The following is a 19349-nucleotide window of genomic DNA, read 5'->3' as shown; positions in this document are numbered from 1 at the left end:
CTACGTTGGGTACGTGGCACTCCCCAACCTCACCCGTGACCAGGCCGCGGCCCGCGCCGCTGCGATCGACGTCGAGCATTACGCGATAACCCTCGACCTCACCGACGGTAACGGCGGTCCGAGCGAAGAAACCTTCCACTCGTCGACCACCGTCACCTTTACCGCGCAGCCGGGGGCCTCAACGGTTATCGATATCGCGGCCCGCACGGTGCGCCGCGCCGAGCTCAACGGCGTCGAACTAGACGTCAGTGAGTACGACGAGGAGAACGGCATCACACTGGCCGGGCTGGCCGCCACGAACACCGTGGTGGTCGAGGCCGATCTCGAGTACTCGCACACCGGTGAGGGTCTGCACCGCTTCGTGGACCCGGTGGACGACGAGGTGTACCTGTACTCACAGTTCGAAACCGCCGATGCCAAGCGCATGTTCGCGTGCTTCGACCAGCCCGACCTCAAGGCTGCCTTCGACGTCACGGTGACCGCCCCGGCGCATTGGCAGGTGATCTCCAACGGTGCGCCGCTATCGGTTGCCGACGGCGTGCACACCTTCGCGACCACCGCCAAGATGAGCACCTACCTGGTCGCGCTGATCGCCGGGCCGTACGCGCGGTGGAACGACGTGTACTCCGACGACCACGGCACCATCGACCTGGGCATCTACTGCCGCGCTTCGCTGTCGGAGTTCATGGACGCCGACCGGCTTTTCACCGAAACCAAGCAGGGATTCGGCTTCTACCACAAGAACTTTGGCACTCCGTACGCGTTCGGCAAGTACGACCAGCTGTTCGTGCCCGAGTTCAACGCGGGCGCCATGGAGAACGCCGGTGCGGTGACCTTCCTGGAGGACTATGTCTTCCGCTCCAAGGTCACCAAGTACTCCTATGAGCGACGTGCCGAGACAGTGCTGCACGAGATGGCACACATGTGGTTCGGCGACCTGGTCACCATGCGTTGGTGGGATGACCTGTGGCTCAACGAGTCCTTCGCGACCTTCGCTTCGGTGCTGTGCCAGGCGGAGGCCACCGAGTACACCGAGGCATGGACGACGTTCGCCAATGTCGAGAAGTCGTGGGCGTACCGCCAGGATCAGCTGCCGTCGACTCATCCGGTGGCCGCCGACATCCCCGACCTGGCCGCGGTGGAGGTGAACTTCGACGGCATCACCTACGCCAAGGGCGCCAGCGTGCTCAAACAGCTTGTGGCGTACGTCGGTTTGGAGAACTTCCTATCTGGTCTGCGCGCGTACTTTAAGGCGCACGCTTTCGGCAATGCGACGTTCGACGATCTGCTGGGCGCGCTGGAGGAGGCCTCGGGACGCGATCTGTCGGACTGGGGCACGCAGTGGCTCAAGACCACCGGACTGAACACGCTCTCCCCTGACTTCGAGGTGGACGCGGACGGCAAGTTCACCCGGTTTGCCGTCAAGCAGTCCGGGGCCGCCCCGGGCGCCGGCGAGACGCGGGTGCACCGCCTGGCCGTCGGGATCTACGACGACGTGGACGGCAAGCTGGTGCGCACCCACCGGCTTGAGTTGGATGTCGCGGGATCGTCTACGGATGTGCCCGGGCTGGTTGGTGTTTCCCGAGGGAAGCTGATCATCGTCAACGACGACGATCTGACCTACTGCTCACTGCGACTGGACGACGAGTCGCTTCAGACCGTGCTCTCGCGGGTAGCCGATATCGCCGAACCGCTGCCGCGCACGCTGGCGTGGTCGGCGGCGTGGGAGATGACCCGTGAGGCCGAGCTGCGGGCACGCGACTTCGTGGCACTGGTGTCTTCGGGCGTGCACGCCGAGTCGGAAGTCGGTGTGGCGCAGCGTCTGCTGTTGCAGGCGCAGACGGCGTTGAGTTCGTATGTGGAGCCCGAGTGGGCGCGCGAGCATGGCTGGCCGGCGTTCGCCGATCGCCTGCTGGAGCTGGCACGCGCCGCCGAGGCGGGCTCGGATCATCAGCTGGCATTTGTGAATGCCTTCACCAACTCGGTGTTGTCGGCGGGACATACCGTCGTGCTGCAGGCGCTACTGGACTCCGATCCGGCCTCGCTGGATCTGCCCGGCCTGACGGTGGACACCGACCTGCGGTGGCGAATCGTGAACGCGCTGGCGGCCTCCGGAGCACTGGAGCCGGACGCGTCGGTGTTCATCGATGCGGAGCTGGAGCGCGACCCGACGGCCGCAGGCAAGCGTCAGGCCGCCCAGGCCCGCGCGGCCAGGCCGGTCGCCGAGGTGAAAGAGGCGGCGTGGAAGCAGGTCATCGAAGATGACACGCTGCCGAACATCACCGCGCGTTCGGTGATCGCGGGAATCGTGCAGCCCGGACAGGCCGAGCTGCTGGCGCCGTTCGCGGGTCGCTACTTCGATGTCATCGAGAATGTGTGGGCACGGCGTTCCAGCGAAGTGGCGCAGACCGTGGTGATCGGCCTGTACCCGTCGTGGGATATCTCGCAGCGTGCGGTGGAGTCAGCAGATGGCTTCTTGGCCAAGGAGATCCCGTCGGCGCTGCGTCGTCTGGTCTCCGAGGGGCGCGCGGGCATCGTCAGGTCACTGCGCGCCCGCGAGTTCGACTCCCAGTAGCCCGTTCTCTCGCTTAAACGCCGAGTGCATACCTGGCGCAGGCCTTTCACGCGATTTGTCTGCCTGCGGTATGCGCTCGGCGAGCCAGCGCTTGGTGTACTCGCCGGATGATGTCGTCGGGGTGGTCTTCTGCGACCACCCTGACGATCAGCCAGCCCATGCCCTCGAGCATCTCCAGCCGCTTGATGTCTTTGAGGTACTGCCGACGGTCGCTGCGGTGCTGGTCTCCGTCGTATTCGACGCCGACCATGAGGTCCTCCCACCCCAGGTCGATGTATGCGAGGGCAACGAAGTCGCCGTTGTGCACCACGACCTGCGTGGCAGGGCGCGGCAACCCGGCCCGTATCAGCAGCAGCCGCAGCCAGGTCTCCTTGGGTGACTGCGCACCGGCATCCACCAGATCAAGCGCTGCATGCGCCCGACGAATGCCACGCATGCCCGGGTGTCGCGACGCGAGTTCAACGACGTCTGACCGTGCGAGTTGCGTAGCGCGCGCAAGAGAGTCAAGTGCGGCCACTGCGACGCCCTGCGGATAGCGACAGGTGAGATCAAGTGCGGTGCGAGCCGCAGTCGTGGTCCGCATACCGCCGATTACACACACCTCGTCGTCCTGGAGGGCGCATCGAAGAGTCACCACCCCTGGCTCGCGACGCCGGTTGTGGTCGTCAACGATCTCCGCCGGTCGAGATGGGTCAACCCATTGCGCCCCGTGCAGTGCTGCCGCAGAGAACCCTGCAAGCACTCCCTGCCTGCGCGATCGCAGCCATGCCGCCTCCGCGCGGATCGTCGGCGTTATCGCGATGTCCCGCGGAATGTAGACGTCCTTGTGCCTGGCCACGTACTTCGTAGACAGCTCATGCCGGGTCACCGACCCCGCGCGAATCGCCTCGCTCCCAAGGATTACCCCGTTCCCCATCGCCGAATCATGCGACGGGCCACCGACAAACGCATCGAGCGCATACCAGACGCAGCGATTTCAGATGCTTCGCATGCGTGCGGTATGCGCTCGGCGCAAAGGCAAAGAGAGTGGGGATCAGGGGCGCGAAATGGCGGCGCTCATCACGCGCACCGCGCTGATGATCCCGTCGAGCAGGTTGCCTTCCTTGAACGACGCCACAGCGGCAGCGACTCCCAGGTCGGCGGCCGACTCGGCACCGCGCCCCTTGAGTCCCTCGCCGTAGACGACCTCCACGACATGCTGGTTGGGCGACACCGCGATCAGCACGGCCTCATCCGGCGTCGGCACCTTGAGGAACACGTCCCGGGCTCCGGCGGCGGTGTCCGATCCCAGATCGCCGATGTACACGGAGAATCGCGCCTTCGACTGACGTGACCCATAGGTCAGCGCATCGTCGAGTGTCGCCAGCTCGTAGTTGGGGAACGGGTACTCGACCGACAGCGCGCCCGGCTCGGTAACCCCGGAGAGGCGTCCGCTGATGGTCTCGGCCCAGCCGCGCGGCAGATCGGCAGGAGCAGTCTTGGTGACTTCACCACTTGCCACTTGCGGACCCTCCAATCGCTTCGGTGCCTGCGTGCCCATGACCGTGGCCATGCCCATGCGCATCACCAACGTTTTCGTCGACTGCGGCCCACAGGATCGGGGCGTGCGTCCAGCCGTCGTTCATGTTGAAGGTCGCGGGGTGCGGACCCTTCTTACGCATCGTCCAGAGTCCGACGAGCACAAAGAAGACCGGCGTGATCAGGGCTACCCAGACCGGCATCCCGATGTATGTGGGGCTGTTGAGAAAGCTCACGATGCAAACCGTAGCCGACCGCGCCTGGAAGTCACGCCGCGCCCTCCCCTAGATATCGCACCCATGCCGGGTCGAGTTCCTTGACCGACGACAGCAGCCGCCAATGTTGGCCCTTGGGCGGCATCGGTGTGGTGTGCAATGCCCAGCCCAAGTCCGCCAGCAGCCGGTCCGCCTTGCGGTGGTTGCAAGACGAACAGCAGGCCACGCAGTTCTCCCAGGAGTGCGCGCCGCCCTTGCTGCGCGGGATGACGTGGTCGATGGTGTCGGCCCGGCCGCCGCAGTACGCGCACCGGAACCGGTCGCGATGCATCAGCGCGGCCCGCGTCATCGGAACCCGTGCCCGGTAGGGCACCCGCACGAAGGCCCTGAGTCTGATCACCGAGGGCACCGCCACCGATGTGGTGGCCGAATGGATCACGGGAGCGCCCGGGTCGTCGTGCACCACATCCGCCTTACCGCACAGCAGCATGATCACCGCACGGCGCATCGGCAGCGCTGTGAGCGGCTCATATGTGGAGTTCAGCAATAACACACGACGCCGGCCCCATAGGGAACCGGCGTCGTTGGAGTGCTGTGGGGGGATGGCCCCGGGGACCCTCGTCCCTGGGACACTGTGCAGTATTCGGGCCGACCCGTTCTGGGTCGGCCCAGCGCTGGCACTGTTATGCCGGTGCCCGCGGCTCTTCTTGTGTTGCACCATTACAACCAGTGCACCACGATTCCGCGGTCTTCGCACGACAATTTGCGCCGTGTTCGCAGGTCAATCCAATGAACATCGCGTAACCAACCCGGCTGATCTGCCGAAGTGTGTACCGGCACAATGGACGACGTGGCAGCCCCCACCCCCGAAAACTTCTACGACGCCGTCGGTGGCGCCGCCACTTTCCATGCGATAGTGGCCCGTTTTTACGAGCTTGTCGCTGACGATGAGGTGCTGCGGCCCCTGTATCCGGAGGAAGACCTCACCGGCGCCGAGGATCGCCTCCGGATGTTTCTGGAACAGTACTGGGGCGGCCCGCGCACCTACTCCGACCAGCGCGGACATCCCCGGCTGCGGATGCGTCACGCGCCGTATCGGATCGGCCCCATCGAGCGTGATGCGTGGCTGCGCTGCATGCGGACCGCTGTCGATTCCATCGACCGGAACACCCTGGACGACGACCATCGCACCCAGCTGTGGAGCTACCTGGAGATGGCGGCGCAGTCGATGGTCAACTCGCCCTTCTGACACGTCGATCGCGATTCGAAGCCAGAGCCGTCGTGGTGCAGAATGATCAACCGTGACCGCCGCCTACTTGGGCCAATATGACGACCCCTGGTGGTCGCGAGCCGTCTTCTATCAGATCTACCCACGGTCGTTCGGCGACAGCGACGGCGATGGCGTTGGTGATCTCGATGGCATATCAGCAAAACTCGGCTACCTTGATTTGCTCGGCATCCAAGGGATCTGGCTAAATCCCGTTACCAAATCTCCGATGGCCGACCACGGCTACGACGTGTCGAATCCTCGGGAGATCGACCCGTTGTTCGGCGGATCGATCGCGATGCACCGGCTCATCGCCTCCGCCCACCGCCACAACATCAAGGTCATCATGGACCTGGTGCCCAACCACACCAGCTCCGAGCATCGCTGGTTCATCGAGGCCCTCGCCGCCGAGCCCGGCAGTGAGGCTCGCTCGCGTTACATCTTCCGCGACGGTAAGGGCGTCAACGGCGAACTGCCGCCTAACAATTGGCCCTCGGTGTTCGGCGGTCCGGCCTGGACCCGGGTGACCGAGCCCGATGGCACGCCCGGCCAGTGGTACCTGCATTTGTTCGCCCCGGAGCAGCCAGATGTCAACTGGGACAACCCGGAGGTGTTCGACGACTTCGCCGAGACCCTGCGGTTCTGGCTGGACCGTGGCATTGACGGCTTCCGGCTCGATGTCGCCCATGGCATGGCCAAGCCGCCGGGCCTCCCCGATATCGAGGACACCGAGACCTCGATGCTGCATATCGCCGATGAGGACCCACGTTTCAACAACGAGGGTGTGCACGAGTACCACCGAAAGATCCGCAAGGTGCTCGACCAGTACCGCGATGTGGTTGCCGTCGGCGAGATCTGGGTCAACGACAACACCCGTTTCGCCGAGTACGTCAGGCCCGATGAGCTGCATCTCGGATTCAACTTCAAGCTGGTAGAGGCCGATTTCGACGCCGACAAGATCCGCGCCGCCATCGAAAACTCGCTCGCTGCAGTGGATTCCGTAGGGGCGACACCTACCTGGACGTTGTCCAACCATGACGTGGAGCGCGAGGTGACGCGCTACGGCGACGGCCAGATCGGCCAGTGGCGGGCCCGCGCCGTGGCCCTGGTGATGCTCGCGCTGCCCGGAACTGTGTTCATCTACAACGGTTCCGAACTAGGTCTGCCGAATGTGGATCTACCCGACGAGGCCCTGCAGGACCCGGTATGGGAACGCTCTGGCCACACTGAACGGGGTCGTGACGGCTGCCGGGTACCGATCCCCTGGGAGGGCACCGATCCCCCGTACGGCTTCTCAACCAACGATCAGACCTGGCTGCCGATGCCCCACGGCTGGGCCGAGTTCACCGTCGAACGTCAGTTGGAACAGGCTGATTCCACGTTGTCGCTGTATCGGCGTGCCATCGAATTACGCAAGACCCGAGACGAATTCAACGGCACCAGCTTGGAGTGGTACGGCAGCCCGCCGGGCGCGCTGGCGTTCCGCGTCAAGGGCGGCGGGCTGACCTGCGCTCTGAATGTCAGCAGTGACTTGGTGGATTTGCCTGCGGGCGAGGTCATCCTGACCAGCGGTCCGCTCGTCAACGGCAAGCTGCCGCGCAACACCGCGGCCTGGATCGTTTAGCGGACCGATAGCGACAGATCGGTCCGGCGTCGATACACCGACCCGAAGCGGGCATCCAGCCGTAACCATGCAGGTACGGCCCGCACTCGCACCGGTTCATCCTCAGCGGGGTTGGTGGGCACGAATCCCATTGCGGCCAGCGCAAACACGCATCGCATCGGCACGTCAACCGGTCGACTGTCGGATCCATCGACTGTGACGACGGACTGATCCAACAGCGACACCGGCGGGCCGTGGGCACTGCCGTGTTCGCGTGCCAGCTCTCCCCCACGCTGTGCCAGTTCGAGCACCGTCCGCGCCGGGATATCGTCGAGATACTCGAAGCCGGTATCGGAGGGCAGCGCACCTCGCCACGCCGAGTCCATCGGGAATCCCGTGTGCACGTAACCGTCAGCATCCGTGGCCTGCAGGCCGCGCAGCACTTCGTCGACAGCGGCGGAGATATCGGGCGTACTCAGCTCACCGCGCACCGCGCGGCAGGCCAACACATCGAATTGCGTTGCTGTCCAGACGACTATCCTGCCGTCGTCTCGAAGACGCAGCCGCACCACTGCCGTCTCGTCCAGCCGTGCGACGCGGGTGAGAAACGTCGTGAGGTCCTTGCGGTCGAAGGCGTCGGGCACCCGCAGCGGGGCCTCCGTCACGGTCGCGACCAGCGTTGCAGGTACTCGCGATGGGTGTCGTTGAGGCGCAACAGGGTTTGGCTGTCCAGGTGAAAGGTCACCAGCTGGGTGTCCGCGATCACCGCGGGTTTGGAATCCGGCGCCGCGTTCACCGACCGCACCTCATAGTTGATCGTGAAGTCCACCGCCCTGATCTTCGAGACCCACATGGTCACCTGCAGCGGCGAGTCGGCGAGCCGCACCTGACCCTTGTATTTCACGTGGACATCGGCGATAAGCAGGCCCGTGGTGGTGATCTCGGCGCCAAAAACGTCACGCAGGAAGGGCACTCGCGCCTCTTCCAGGATCGTCACCATCGTCGCGTGGTTCACGTGCTGGTACATGTCGATGTCGGACCAGCGGACCGGCACCGCGGCGACATAGCCCGGCTTCTCGCCAACGCTCATCGGTGTCTGCTGCTCTTCGCTAACGCTCATCGCACCATCATGCAGGACCGCTGATGCTGCTCCTGATCATCCCTCTGATCTGGCGTGCTGCCACCGACAACGTCGCCAGGTCTGGTTCACCCGACGCGAAGATCTCCGCGAGCGTGCCACGGGCCCGCTCCAAACGCGAGGCATTGGTGAACTCCCACTCGGCGATCTTCTGCTCGCCGGTCTCGTCGGGTTCACCGACCGAAAGCACATCCATGGTGAGTGCCCGCAACGAGGAGTAGATGTCGTCGCGGATCGCCAACCGGGCCAGGGAATGCCAGCGATCATTGCGCTCCAGCTGGGAGACTGCGGTCAGCAGATCGTCCACCCGCAGGTCGTCCATCAGGGTGAAGTACAGATCGGCAACCTCCGCACCGTCACGATCGGCGATATCGGCGATGTCGATGATGTCCAGCAGGCTGAAGCCGTACAAGCAGCCGGCCACATCACGGGCAAGATCGGCCGGAACACCCAGTTCCATCAGGTCATCGGCCTGCTTGGTGACAATCTCCAGATCGTGACCACGCAACCACGTGGTGAGCATTGGGGTCAGCTCGGCGATGCCTTGGGCGAATCGGTTGATCTCGGCTCCGACCGCCAAGGGCTGCGGCCGGTAGCTGATGAGCCACCGCGATGCGCGGTCCAGCAGGCGCCGCATGTCCAGCGTCAGTCGATCCGAAACCGCCACCGGCACATCGGCATGGCGGATGCGGTCCCACAATGAGCGCAGTCCGAAGATGGCCTCGACGGCCACGTAGGTCTTGAGCCCGTCCACCGAGCCCGCGCCGGCGTCTTCGAAGAGCCGGTACACGTAGGTGATACCGCCGCAGTCCACCACCGAATTGACCAGCATGGTGGCGTAGATCTCCTTGCGCAGCGGATGCTGGCGGATCTCCGCGTCGAATCGTTCACGCAGCACGTTCGGGAAGTAGTGCACCATGCGACGCAGGGTGACCTCTTGATCGGGAGCGTCGCTGGCCAACAGATCATCCTTGAGCCCGAGCTTGACATGCGCCATGAGGGTTGCCAATTCCGGTGAGGTCAAGCCGATCCCGAGTGCCGCGCGGCGCTCGATCTCCTTCTCGGAGGGCAACGCCTCCAGTTCGCGGTCCAGTCCGCGCTCGGCAACCAGGTAAGCGATCTGGCGCGCGTGCACGCTCAGCAGCGAGGCCGCGTTGGCCCGGCTGGTGCCCATGAGGTTGTTCTGGGATTCGTTGTCGGCCAACACAAGTGTGGCGACATCGTCGGTCATCGACTCCAGCAGTGCCGTCCGCTCAGAGGCCGCGACCTTGCCCGCGCTGACCAGCGAGTCGATCAGGATCTTGATGTTGACCTCATGATCGGAGCAGTCCACTCCGGCGGAGTTGTCCAGCGCGTCGGTGTTGACCCGACCGCCGTTGAGCTCGAACTCAATACGGCCCCGCGAGGTAAGGCCGAGGTTGCCGCCTTCGCCGATCACTCGGGCACGCACTTGGTTTCCGTTGACGCGCACGGCGTCATTGGCCTTGTCCCCCACGTCGGCGTGCGATTCGCTCTCGGCCTTGACGTAGGTGCCGATGCCGCCGTTGAAGAACAGGTCGACCGGGGCGAGCAGGATTGCGCGGACAAGCTGCGGGGGTGTCATCTCCGCTACGTCGCTGTCGATTCCGAGTGCGTCACGAACCTCGGGGCTGATCGGTATGGATTTTTGTTCCTTACCGAAGACGCCGCCGCCGGGGCTGATGAGCGCCGAGTTGTAGTCGGCCCAGCTGGAGCGCTCGAGCGCGAACATCCTCTTACGTTCAGCCCAGGACGATGCCGGATCCGGGTTGGGGTCTAGGAAGATGTCCCGGTGGTCGAAGGCGGCCACCAGCTTGATGTGCTGAGACAGCAACATGCCGTTGCCGAACACGTCTCCGCTCATGTCGCCGACCCCCGCGACGGTGAAATCCTGTGTCTGGGTGTCGATCCCCATCTCCAGGAAGTGACGTTTCACGCTCTCCCAGGCGCCGCGGGCGGTGATGCCCATGGCCTTGTGGTCGTAGCCGACGGAGCCACCCGAGGCGAACGCGTCGCCGAGCCAGAACCCGTACGACAGTGCGACATCGTTGGCGATATCGGAGAAGGTGGCGGTGCCCTTGTCCGCGGCCACAACGAGGTACGGGTCGTCGCCGTCACGGCGCCGCACTCCCTCGGGGGGCACGACGGCGTTGGTGGCGCGATCGCGGTTGTCGGTGATATCGAGCAGACCGCTGATGAAGCGCCGGTAGCACTCGACGCCCTCGGCGCGGAACGCGTCACGGTCAACGGCGGCGTCCCCGGTGGTGGCAGGCGGATTCTTGACGACGAACCCACCCTTGGCGCCGACCGGAACGATGACCGCGTTCTTGACGGCCTGCGCCTTCACCAGACCCAGGATCTCGGTGCGGAAGTCCTCACGACGGTCCGACCAGCGCAGCCCGCCGCGGGCGACCGGGCCGAAGCGCAGGTGCACACCCTCCACCCGTGGGGAGTACACGAAGATCTCGAAGCGGGGCCGTGGCTCGGGCAACTCGGTGATCTCACGCGGGTTGAGCTTGAAGGACAGCACACCGTTGGCACGCGCCGAATCCGGCTTGGTCACAAAGTAGTTGGTACGCAAGGTGGCCTGGATCAGACCGAAGAACGCGCGCAGCACCCTGTCGGTGTCCAGACTGACCACCTTGTCGATCTCGGCGAGCACATGGGCGGCCTTCGCATCGGCCAGCGTGTCGTCGGTGACGGCGGGGTCGAACCGGGCCTCGAACAGTTCGACGAAATCGCGTGCGGTCTGGGAATTGTCGGCCAGCACCGTCTCGATATGTGCCTGGCTGTAGGGGAAGCCGGCCTGCCGGAGGTACTTGGCATAACCGCGCAGGATGGTGATCTGACCGGCCGTGAGCCCGGCGCGCAATACCAGCTCGTTGAATCTGTCGATTTCGACACGGCCGTGCCACACATCGTCGATGGCGTTGGTGAGCAACTCGGCGCGGCGCGCGGTGCCCTCGGCATCGAAGGTACGCGTGATCGTCGGGTGCACCACGATACGGAATGCGTACAGCGAGACCGCCAGACCATCCGGCCGGGTGAAGTGATACGGGCGCTCCTCGAGCACGTCGACGCCCATGCTGTGCAACACCGGCAGCACCTGGCTCAGAGAGGCCGAGCGCCCACCGAGGTACATGCTGAGCACACCGGTGCCCAGCTCGTCGGCGTCATACGCAAGGTCGATGGAGTTCTCTTGTAGCCCTTCGATTCTTGCGATGTCGGCAATGGCCTCTGCGGGCGACACATTTGTCTTGAAAACCTCGGGCAGGATGACCGAGTACCGCTCCGCGCAGGCGCGGTCGATCGGGGAATCGGGGCGCACCGCGCGGACCAGACGATCGCTCCAGGTCCGGGTGGTCTGGGTGAGCAACGCCTGGATGCGTACCCGGTTGGCTTCCGAGGTGTCGACGCTGCCATGCAGGCTGTTCTCTGGCATGCGGACAGTGAAATGGACCAATGCCCAGGGTGATTCACTGACACGGGCGGTGTAGTCGATACCGGTACCGCCGAGTTCGCGCACCAAGATGTCTTGCATGGCCAGCCGCACCGTGGTGGTGTAGCGGTCGCGAGGCAGGTACACCAGCGCCGTGACGAAGTTCCCCAACTCGTCGGCGCGCAGGAACAGTAGCGAACCCGGATGCGCGCCAATGTTTCTCACGGCGGTCACCACGTCGTAGAGCCGATCGACACTCGATGCGAACAGCTCAGCACGAGGCAGGTTCTGCATGAACTCGATCAGCATGTGGCCCGCCAACGAGTCCTGGCTGGCATCTGAGCGGCCGAGCACCTGATGCACGCGGTCGGAGATCACCGGGATGGCCAGCACATCGGCGTTGGTCGCGGCGACGGTGAAGACACCGACAAGGCGATGCTCGACGGCCGGACCGTTGCCGTCTTCTTGTCTGATCACCACGATGTTCGGATAGATGGCGTATCGCAGATAGGTAGGTGTGGTGGCCTGCGCGAGGACCAGTAGCTGGTCGTTGTGGGTGAGCTGCGGCAGTACCTCTTCGCGGCGTTTGAGCAGGCCGAGCCGGCTCGACTCGTCAGCGGTTGCGCGACCGTTCTCGACGGTGCAGCGCTGGTAGCCCAATATGGTGAAGTTTCCGTCGACGAGCCAGCGCAGCAGGTTGGCGACCTCAGTCAGCTCGGCGGACGAGAACCTGGCGCTACCGGCCGAGGCGTCCAGGGCGCCGGCCAGCTCGACGACCGCATCGCGCATGGCATCCGTATCCGCGGCGACGTGGCTGCCGTCCTCCAGGGTGTGCGGTAGCTGCGTTTCGATGAATCCCACACGCTCGGCGTCGATGGAGGGCGGCAGCTGCAGGTGGATCCAGCACTCGGTATCGGGCGCGATATCGCTTTGCAGGTTTTCCACCGGGACCGCCGACAGCAGCGTGCCATCGGCGGCACGTTTCACGGTGAAGACCGGGTCCATCAGGTCGACGATCGCCACACCTTGACGGCGCAGCAGCACCGTGATGGATTCGGTCAGCAACGGCGTGTAATCGGTGACCAGTTGTAGAGCGGTTCCCAGTCCCGCGTCATCACCGTTGCGGTAGGTGGCCATCGCTATCTCGTGCGGCGCTCGCCGTGCGGCCAACCGCAGCAGCGCACGCATAAGGGCTTCGCGCACCGGCGGCGCCGGTGTCGCGGTGTGCCCATCTGCGTCGACCACCTCGTCCCAATCCATCTCCCCCGCATACCGGGCGTGGCTGAACGCAGCGCTCAGCGCCTCGATGGTGGGCACGCCAGATCCATTGGCAGATGGCGTGTTTTCGGAAGTTGTGGTCCCTGTGTTAACAGTCACGCAGAACGCTCCTGGCCGAGTTTGCGTACCGGGTTTCGGCACGCAATCTCACCCTAGTCGCGAGTCAGGCGGCGGTGGGTAACTCTATGAGGTCTGGCCGCATCGATACCCAAACGTTCCACTTTGTTCTCTTCGTAGGCCTGGAAGTTGCCCTCAAACCAGAACCAGGAGGCGGGGTTATCGTCGCTTCCCTCCCACGCCAGGATGTGCGTACAGGTGCGGTCCAGGAACCACCGGTCGTGCGAAATGACGACCGCGCAGCCCGGGAACTGCTCAAGCGCGTTTTCCAGTGAGCTCAGAGTTTCGACGTCCAGGTCGTTGGTGGGCTCGTCCAGCAGGATCAAGTTGCCGCCCTGCTTGAGGGTCAGCGCCAGGTTCAGACGGTTGCGCTCACCACCGGAGAGCACGCCCGCAGGCTTCTGCTGGTCTGGCCCCTTAAAACCGAATGCGGAAACATAAGCCCGCGAAGGCATTTCATTCTGACCGACCACAATGTGGTCGAGCCCGTCCGAAACGACCTCCCAGACGTTCTTCTTGGGGTCGATACCGGCACGACTCTGGTCGACGTAGCTCAGCTTGACGGTCTCGCCCACCTTGACCTCGCCACCGTCCGGATTCTCCAACCCGACGATGGTCTTGAACAGGGTGGTCTTACCGACACCGTTGGGGCCGATGACGCCGACGATGCCGTTACGGGGCAGCGTGAACGAGAGATCTTTGATGAGGGCGCGTTCCTCGAATCCCTTGTCGAGATGACTCACCTCGACCACCACATTGCCCAGACGCGGACCGGTGGGGATCTGAATTTCCTCGAAGTCGAGCTTCCGCGTCTTCTCCGCCTCGGCGGCCATCTCCTCGTAGCGCCCGAGCCGTGCCTTGTTCTTGGCTTGACGGGCCTTGGCGCCTGAACGCACCCACGCGAGCTCTTCCTGCAAGCGCTTGTGCAGCTTGGCGTCCTTGCGCCCCTGTACGGCGATGCGCTCGGCCTTCTTCTCCAGGTACGTGGAGTAGTTGCCCTCGTAGGGGTACGCGCGGCCGCGGTCCAGCTCGAGGATCCACTCGGCCACGTTGTCCAGGAAATACCGGTCGTGGGTGACGGCCAGGATGGCACCCGGGTAGTTGGCCAGGTGCTGTTCAAGCCACAGCACGCTCTCAGCGTCCAAGTGGTTGGTGGGCTCGTCGAGCAGCAGCAGATCCGGCTTGGACAGCAGCAGCTTGCACAGCGCGACCCGTCGGCGCTCACCACCGGACAGGTGTGTCACGGGCTCGTCCGGTGGCGGGCAGCGCAGCGCGTCCATGGCCTGCTCGAGCTGCGAATCGATGTCCCAGGCATCGGCGGCGTCCAGCTCTTCCTGGAGCTTGCCCATCTCTTCCATGAGTTCATCGGAGTAGTCGATGGCCATCAACTCGGCGACCTCGTTGTACCGATTCAGCTTGCCCTTGAGCGCGACACCGGCCTCGACGTTCTCGCGCACCGTCTTCGTTTCATCCAGCTCCGGCTCCTGCATCAGGATTCCGACGCTCGCCCCGTTGGCCAGGAATGCTTCGCCGTTGTTCGGCTTGTCCAGCCCGGCCATGATCTTCAGGACGCTGGATTTACCAGCACCGTTTGGACCGACCACACCAATCTTGGCGCCGGGCAGGAAGTTCAGGGTGACATCGTCGAGGATGACCTTGTCGCCATGCGCCTTGCGGACTTTCATCATCGTGTAGATGTACTCAGCCATTGCCGCGCTGTCGCCTCTCCTCTAAGTTCTTTCGCCGCAGCTCACGACCATTCTGGTGGGCTGCCCGAACCATCCTAGGTGAGAGGCGACCGCGCGGTCGCCGGTGTCAGCTCGCAGATCACGCGCTAAGGCGTAGGTTCACCGACTCCTCGCTGCTCTCGTCCGTTTCCGAGGGCTCCGTCGCAGTGTCTTCGGTGCCGGGATCGGGTTGCTCCGCCACCTCGGCGTCCTCCTGATTGCCGGTGTAGCCGACCTTTTCTATCCGCGCGATGGTCCGCGATAGGTCGGGCCCGACGGCGATCGCCTTCATCTCCGTGACCTGACGGCGGTTGCCGTCCTTGTCTTCGAACTCGCTGGTGTGCAGATGACCGTGCACGATCACCGGCGCTCCCTTCCCCAGCGCGGCACCCACCCCGGTGACCAGACGTCCCCAGCAGGTGACATTGATGAAGAGGGAGTTCGAATTCACCCAACTGCCGTCATCACGCCGTCGGCGTGCGTTACTGGCGACGCGGAACTTGATCATTTCGTCGGAGCCGACCTGACGCCGCTTGAGGTCTCCGACGATGGAGCCGATCACAGTCACTGGAGTTTCAAACATGGTTCGTGCCTTTCCTCAATCTCTATATCTCTTCTCAGCACCACCGAACGGGTGCCCTTGGCCACTCCAGTAACCCGCCACGCACCGACACCGCGGACCGACATGTGGGCATGTTCCGGTGACAGCTGTGGATGAACGCGAGATTGGGGACAACTGGCCGATGAGTCCGACCACCCGTACCTTGCTTGACATGACGGTTTGGATCATGCACCGCCCCGAGGACGACATCGCCGCCGAATTGCAGGGCTCATCAGGGCCGTTGGCCGGTGTTCGACTCGCGGTGAAGGACAACGTAGACGTCGGTGGCGTGCCGACCACGGCCGCCTGTCCGGAGTACGCATACATTCCCGAGCACGATGCACCGGTGGTCGCGGCCTTGCGCGCGGCCGGTGCCGTTGTGGTCGGCAAGACCAACCTGGACCAGTTCGCGACGGGGCTCGTCGGTACGCGCTCTCCGTACGGGGCGGTACCGGATTCACGCCGTCCCGAATACATCAGCGGTGGCTCCAGTTCGGGATCCGCCGTCGCCGTGGCGACCGGCGAGGTCGATATCGCGATCGGTACCGACACCGCTGGCTCGGGGCGCGTCCCCGCGGGTCTGCAGGGCATTGTCGGGATCAAACCGACCGTCGGCGTCATCTCCACCGAAGGCGTGGTCCCGGCCTGTGAATCCTATGACTGTGTAACTATTTTCGCCGCGTCACTGGCTACCGTCAATAGGGCGATGGCCGCCATGAGTGCCGCGTCAGGGCCCCGGCTGTGGCCCGCCAACACCCGGCTCGCGGCGCCTCCCCAGCCCACCGTCGCCGTCCCGCGTGAGCTGCCCGCCCTCGACGAGGTGTGGCGCAACGCTTTTCACGCGGCCGTAGAGCATCTGCGCGCGACGGGAGCGACGATCGTCGAGATCGATCTGGCTCCGTTCCTTGCCGCCGCGAAATTGCTGTACGAGGGCGCACTGGTCAGTGAGCGTTATGCGGCCGTCGGCGAGTTCATCGACGCCAACTCCGGGGCGGCACTCGATCCCACTGTTGCACAGATTGTTTCCGGCGCACGTGATATCCCCGCGCACCGCTTGGTGCGCGATCGCGCCGAGGTGCAGCGCCTGCGCGACGAGGCCATGGCCACCCTGGCGGGCGCGGATGCGCTGTTGGTCCCCACGGCGCCGCTGCATCCGACGATCGAGCAGGTACAGGCCGACCCGATCGGCGTCAACGCGACGATGGGGACCTACACCAACTTCTGCAACCCGTTCGACCTGTGCGCGGTCGCGGTGCCCGCCGGAACCGCCGGTGACGCCCAGTTCGGGGTGACGGTCCTGGCGCGCGCCTTCGATGATGCGGTGGCCTTCGATATCGCCGCGCTGATCACCGGAGATGCTGCAGAACACGATGTTTGGCCGACCGCGATCACCTTGTCCTATGAGCTTGCGGTGTTCGGCGCGCATCTCAAGGGCGGTCCCTTGGAGTTTCAGCTCACCGATCTGGGTGCACGCTGGATGGGTCCGGTCCGTACAGCTTCGAAGTACCGGATGGCGGCGCTGCGCACCACTCCACCTAAGCCTGGCCTGACCCGCTCCGAAGAGAACGGGGTCAGCATCGGCGGCGAGATCTGGCGCCTGTCCCCCGCCGCACTGGGCACGTTCCTCGCGCAGCTACCCGAGCCCATGCTGCTGGGCAAGGTCGAGTGCGAAGACGGCGTGTGGCGCACCGGCTTTGGGTGTGACGGCGCCGCCGCGCAGGCAGGCATCGATATCAGCGAGCATGGCAGCTGGCCGGCGGCTATCGCTGCGGGCGCGGTGAGCTAACGCGAGTTCTCGTCCAGCTGAGCCATTTTGGCGAGCATGGCGTTGTAGGCGGCCAGGTCTGCGTCGTCGTCACGGTCGGCGGCGCGGTCCTGTCTGCGGGCTAGCCGTTCGTCCGAACGCGACCACTGGATGACCAGGGCGATCATGACCACCAGCAGCGGCAACTCTCCCGTTGCCCAGGTAATGGCGCCGCCCATGTGTTGGTCGGAGGCCAGGTCGATCCGCCACGGCAGTGCCAGATTGCTGTAGAACTTTTCGCCCAGAATCGATTTCGTGCCCATCAGGATGACACCGAAGAAGGCATGTAGTGGCAGTGACACCAGCACGATGCCCAGCTTGGCCACTGGCGGCAGGCGGCGCGGCGACGGGTCGATGCCGATGACCACCCAATAGAACAGGTATCCGCTGAGCAGAAAGTGCACATTCATCGCCAGGTGCGCGGCGTGCACGTCAACGGCGGCATCGTAGAGCCCACTGAGATACAGGCCGTAGAACCCACCGATGAACAACGAGGTCGCCACCAGCGGATGAGTCAGGAAGCGAGAGAACTTGCTGTGCAACGCAATCTGCACCCATTCGCGTAGCCCCGGCGGATCGCCCTTGCCTGCGGCGGGCAGCACCCGCAGCAACAGCGTGATGGGACCACCGAGAACAAGAAGCACGGGTATCAGCATCGAGAGCATCATGTGCGCGGCCATGTGCATGCTGAACATCGCGGGCATGTATCTGCCGACACCAGACGATGTGGCGATGAGCAGGAAGGCACAGCCGGACAGCCAGGCGATGGTGCGGCCCACCGGCCATTCGTCGCCGCGCTTCTTCAGCCGACGCACACCCACCAGATAGGCGACCGCGAAAACGATGGCGGCCGTTCCGAAGATGAGATCGAAGCGCCAGTCGAACATCAGTCGCTGCGGGGTCGGCGGGCCGTCGAGCGTATAGCCGATAGCGACCTCGACCGGCGAGGGATTGAGGTTGACCGGAGGCGGCGGTGGGGTGCGACCCAGGCCGACGGCGATACCGAACGTGACCGCGAAGATGACGGCCTCCATCCCGGCGAGCCGGATCAGCGGTCGACGGTTCTGCGGTTCCTCGCTCAGTGCCGTGATCGCCGAACGCCGTTGCAGATACCCCAGGATGCCGAGTACCAGCAGCGCGGTGGCCTTGCCCACCAGCAGCCAGCCGTAGCGGGTGGTGAACAGGTCTGAAAGCTGCACCCGGATAAGCGCGTTGATGATTCCGCTGAGCCCGATCGCGACATAACACCACAGGGCAAGCGTGGAGAACCGGCGTGCGGCCACGTCAAGATAGCCGCCGCCGCGCAGCGCGTGGATCAGTAGTGCGACAAGGCCGCCAGCCCACAGCGCCGCGGACACCAAATGGATGATCAGGCTGTTGGTGCCCAGGTCATGTGCGCCGCCGGTGGCCGAATGCCCCACCAGGGCAAGCGGCATCAGCGTGGCCACCGACCCGACCACGAGCAGCGGTGTCCACGACCAGCGCAGCACCATCCGGCTGGCGATCGCGACCCCGGCGGCGATGAAGGCCATCCAGCGCCAGGCATTCACGGTTTCAATCTCACCTGCGAGCGTCCACAGCTCCCCGAGCCCGAAATCGCTCACGGGCTGACCGGCCACATCGGAGATCGACAACGGCACCATGACCGCCGAGAGCACCGCGAGCGCAGTCGATGCAGCGGTGCCGACGCGCAGCGAGCGGTAGCCATCCACGTCGAGCACGCCGGTGGATTGCGGTGGGACGAAGAAGGCCGTGAGCAGGAAGGCGCCGACGGCGACTACGGCGACGATTTCGGCGGCTGCGCGTACGAACGGCAGACCGTAGGAGGTGACGGGGCCGGGGTTGGGCAGACCCGTCGCAAGCAGGGCCTCTGCCAGTGACAGCGCGCCGATGGCGGCCGCGACCAGGCCCGCCAGTGCAGCAAGACCGACGACGATCGTCCAGATCGGCGAATCCGTCTTCCTGGCGGTGGAGGTGGTGGTCACCAGTCAAGGGTATGGCGAGATGCGATCCGCACGGTCACCGGTTCGATAGACTGCGGTCCGGCTA

At 64.6% G+C, this 19349-nt stretch carries 14 protein-coding genes; 4 read left to right on the top strand and 10 right to left on the bottom strand.

The window, feature by feature from the left end:
• Positions 1-13 precede the first annotated feature (13 nt).
• Positions 14-2575: an aminopeptidase N gene (gene pepN / locus MSTE_RS07750; protein WP_096500219.1), complete on the top strand. Its 2562-nt coding sequence runs from the start codon at positions 14-16 to the stop codon at positions 2573-2575.
• 46 nt (positions 2576-2621) lie between these two features.
• On the opposite strand, the gene MSTE_RS07745 is transcribed toward pepN, so the two are convergent.
• The 4 genes from MSTE_RS07745 to MSTE_RS07730 form a co-directional block, all read right to left on the bottom strand.
• A complete protein-coding gene (locus MSTE_RS07745) occupies positions 2622-3491 on the bottom strand; it encodes an endonuclease domain-containing protein (RefSeq protein WP_096500217.1) in 870 nt (289 codons plus the stop codon).
• Positions 3492-3608: 117 nt separating this feature from the next.
• Positions 3609-4076 carry a DUF5130 domain-containing protein gene (locus tag MSTE_RS07740; RefSeq protein ID WP_078322324.1) on the bottom strand — a complete coding sequence of 156 codons (468 nt, stop codon included), beginning with the start codon at positions 4074-4076 and terminating at the stop codon, positions 3609-3611.
• Entirely contained in the window at positions 4063-4329 is a 267-nt protein-coding gene (gene ctaJ, locus MSTE_RS07735; protein WP_096500213.1) for an aa3-type cytochrome oxidase subunit CtaJ, read from the bottom strand. The genes MSTE_RS07740 and ctaJ overlap by 14 nt, the downstream gene beginning before the upstream one ends.
• A 31-nt stretch (positions 4330-4360) precedes the next feature.
• Positions 4361-4912 carry an HNH endonuclease gene (locus tag MSTE_RS07730; protein WP_096505599.1) on the bottom strand — a complete coding sequence of 184 codons (552 nt, stop codon included), beginning with the start codon at positions 4910-4912 and terminating at the stop codon, positions 4361-4363.
• A 237-nt stretch (positions 4913-5149) separates the two neighbouring features.
• Between MSTE_RS07730 and MSTE_RS07725 the strand changes: the two genes are divergently transcribed.
• A complete protein-coding gene (locus MSTE_RS07725; protein WP_057968502.1) occupies positions 5150-5557 on the top strand; it encodes a globin in 408 nt (135 codons plus the stop codon).
• 52 nt (positions 5558-5609) lie between these two features.
• Entirely contained in the window at positions 5610-7199 is a 1590-nt protein-coding gene (locus tag MSTE_RS07720; RefSeq protein ID WP_096500211.1) for a glycoside hydrolase family 13 protein, read from the top strand.
• Here MSTE_RS07720 and MSTE_RS07715 read toward each other — a convergent pair.
• From MSTE_RS07715 to ssb, 5 genes are all read right to left on the bottom strand, one after another.
• Positions 7196-7843, bottom strand: a complete 648-nt coding sequence (locus MSTE_RS07715) for a hypothetical protein (RefSeq protein ID WP_096500209.1) — start codon at positions 7841-7843, stop codon at positions 7196-7198. The genes MSTE_RS07720 and MSTE_RS07715 overlap by 4 nt on opposite strands.
• A complete protein-coding gene (locus MSTE_RS07710; RefSeq protein ID WP_162291591.1) occupies positions 7840-8268 on the bottom strand; it encodes an acyl-CoA thioesterase in 429 nt (142 codons plus the stop codon). The genes MSTE_RS07715 and MSTE_RS07710 overlap by 4 nt, the downstream gene beginning before the upstream one ends.
• Positions 8269-8305: 37 nt before the next feature.
• Positions 8306-12976, bottom strand: a complete 4671-nt coding sequence (locus MSTE_RS07705; RefSeq protein WP_162291590.1) for an NAD-glutamate dehydrogenase — start codon at positions 12974-12976, stop codon at positions 8306-8308.
• Positions 12977-13203: 227 nt separating this feature from the next.
• Positions 13204-14877: an energy-dependent translational throttle protein EttA gene (gene ettA, locus MSTE_RS07700; protein ID WP_096500203.1), complete on the bottom strand. Its 1674-nt coding sequence runs from the start codon at positions 14875-14877 to the stop codon at positions 13204-13206.
• A 118-nt stretch (positions 14878-14995) separates the two neighbouring features.
• Complete coding sequence (gene ssb / locus MSTE_RS07695; protein WP_096500202.1) at positions 14996-15478, bottom strand: single-stranded DNA-binding protein; 483 nt, start codon at positions 15476-15478, stop codon at positions 14996-14998.
• A gap of 190 nt (positions 15479-15668) precedes the next feature.
• Here ssb and atzF point away from each other — a divergent pair, with 190 nt between their 5' ends.
• The gene (gene atzF, locus MSTE_RS07690; RefSeq protein ID WP_162291389.1) at positions 15669-17282 is read left to right on the top strand and encodes an allophanate hydrolase; all 1614 of its coding nucleotides are present in this window, start codon (positions 15669-15671) and stop codon (positions 17280-17282) included.
• Here the strand turns inward: atzF and MSTE_RS07685 are convergent.
• Positions 17279-19285 carry a cytochrome c oxidase assembly protein gene (locus tag MSTE_RS07685; RefSeq protein WP_096500200.1) on the bottom strand — a complete coding sequence of 669 codons (2007 nt, stop codon included), beginning with the start codon at positions 19283-19285 and terminating at the stop codon, positions 17279-17281. The two genes, atzF and MSTE_RS07685, sit on opposite strands and share 4 nt — an antisense overlap.
• Between the last annotated feature and the right edge of the window lie 64 nt (positions 19286-19349).

It is taken from the genome of [Mycobacterium] stephanolepidis (genome assembly GCF_002356335.1).
GTDB lineage: Bacteria > Actinomycetota > Actinomycetes > Mycobacteriales > Mycobacteriaceae > Mycobacterium > Mycobacterium stephanolepidis.
This window is presented reverse-complemented; position numbering and strand designations above follow the sequence as displayed.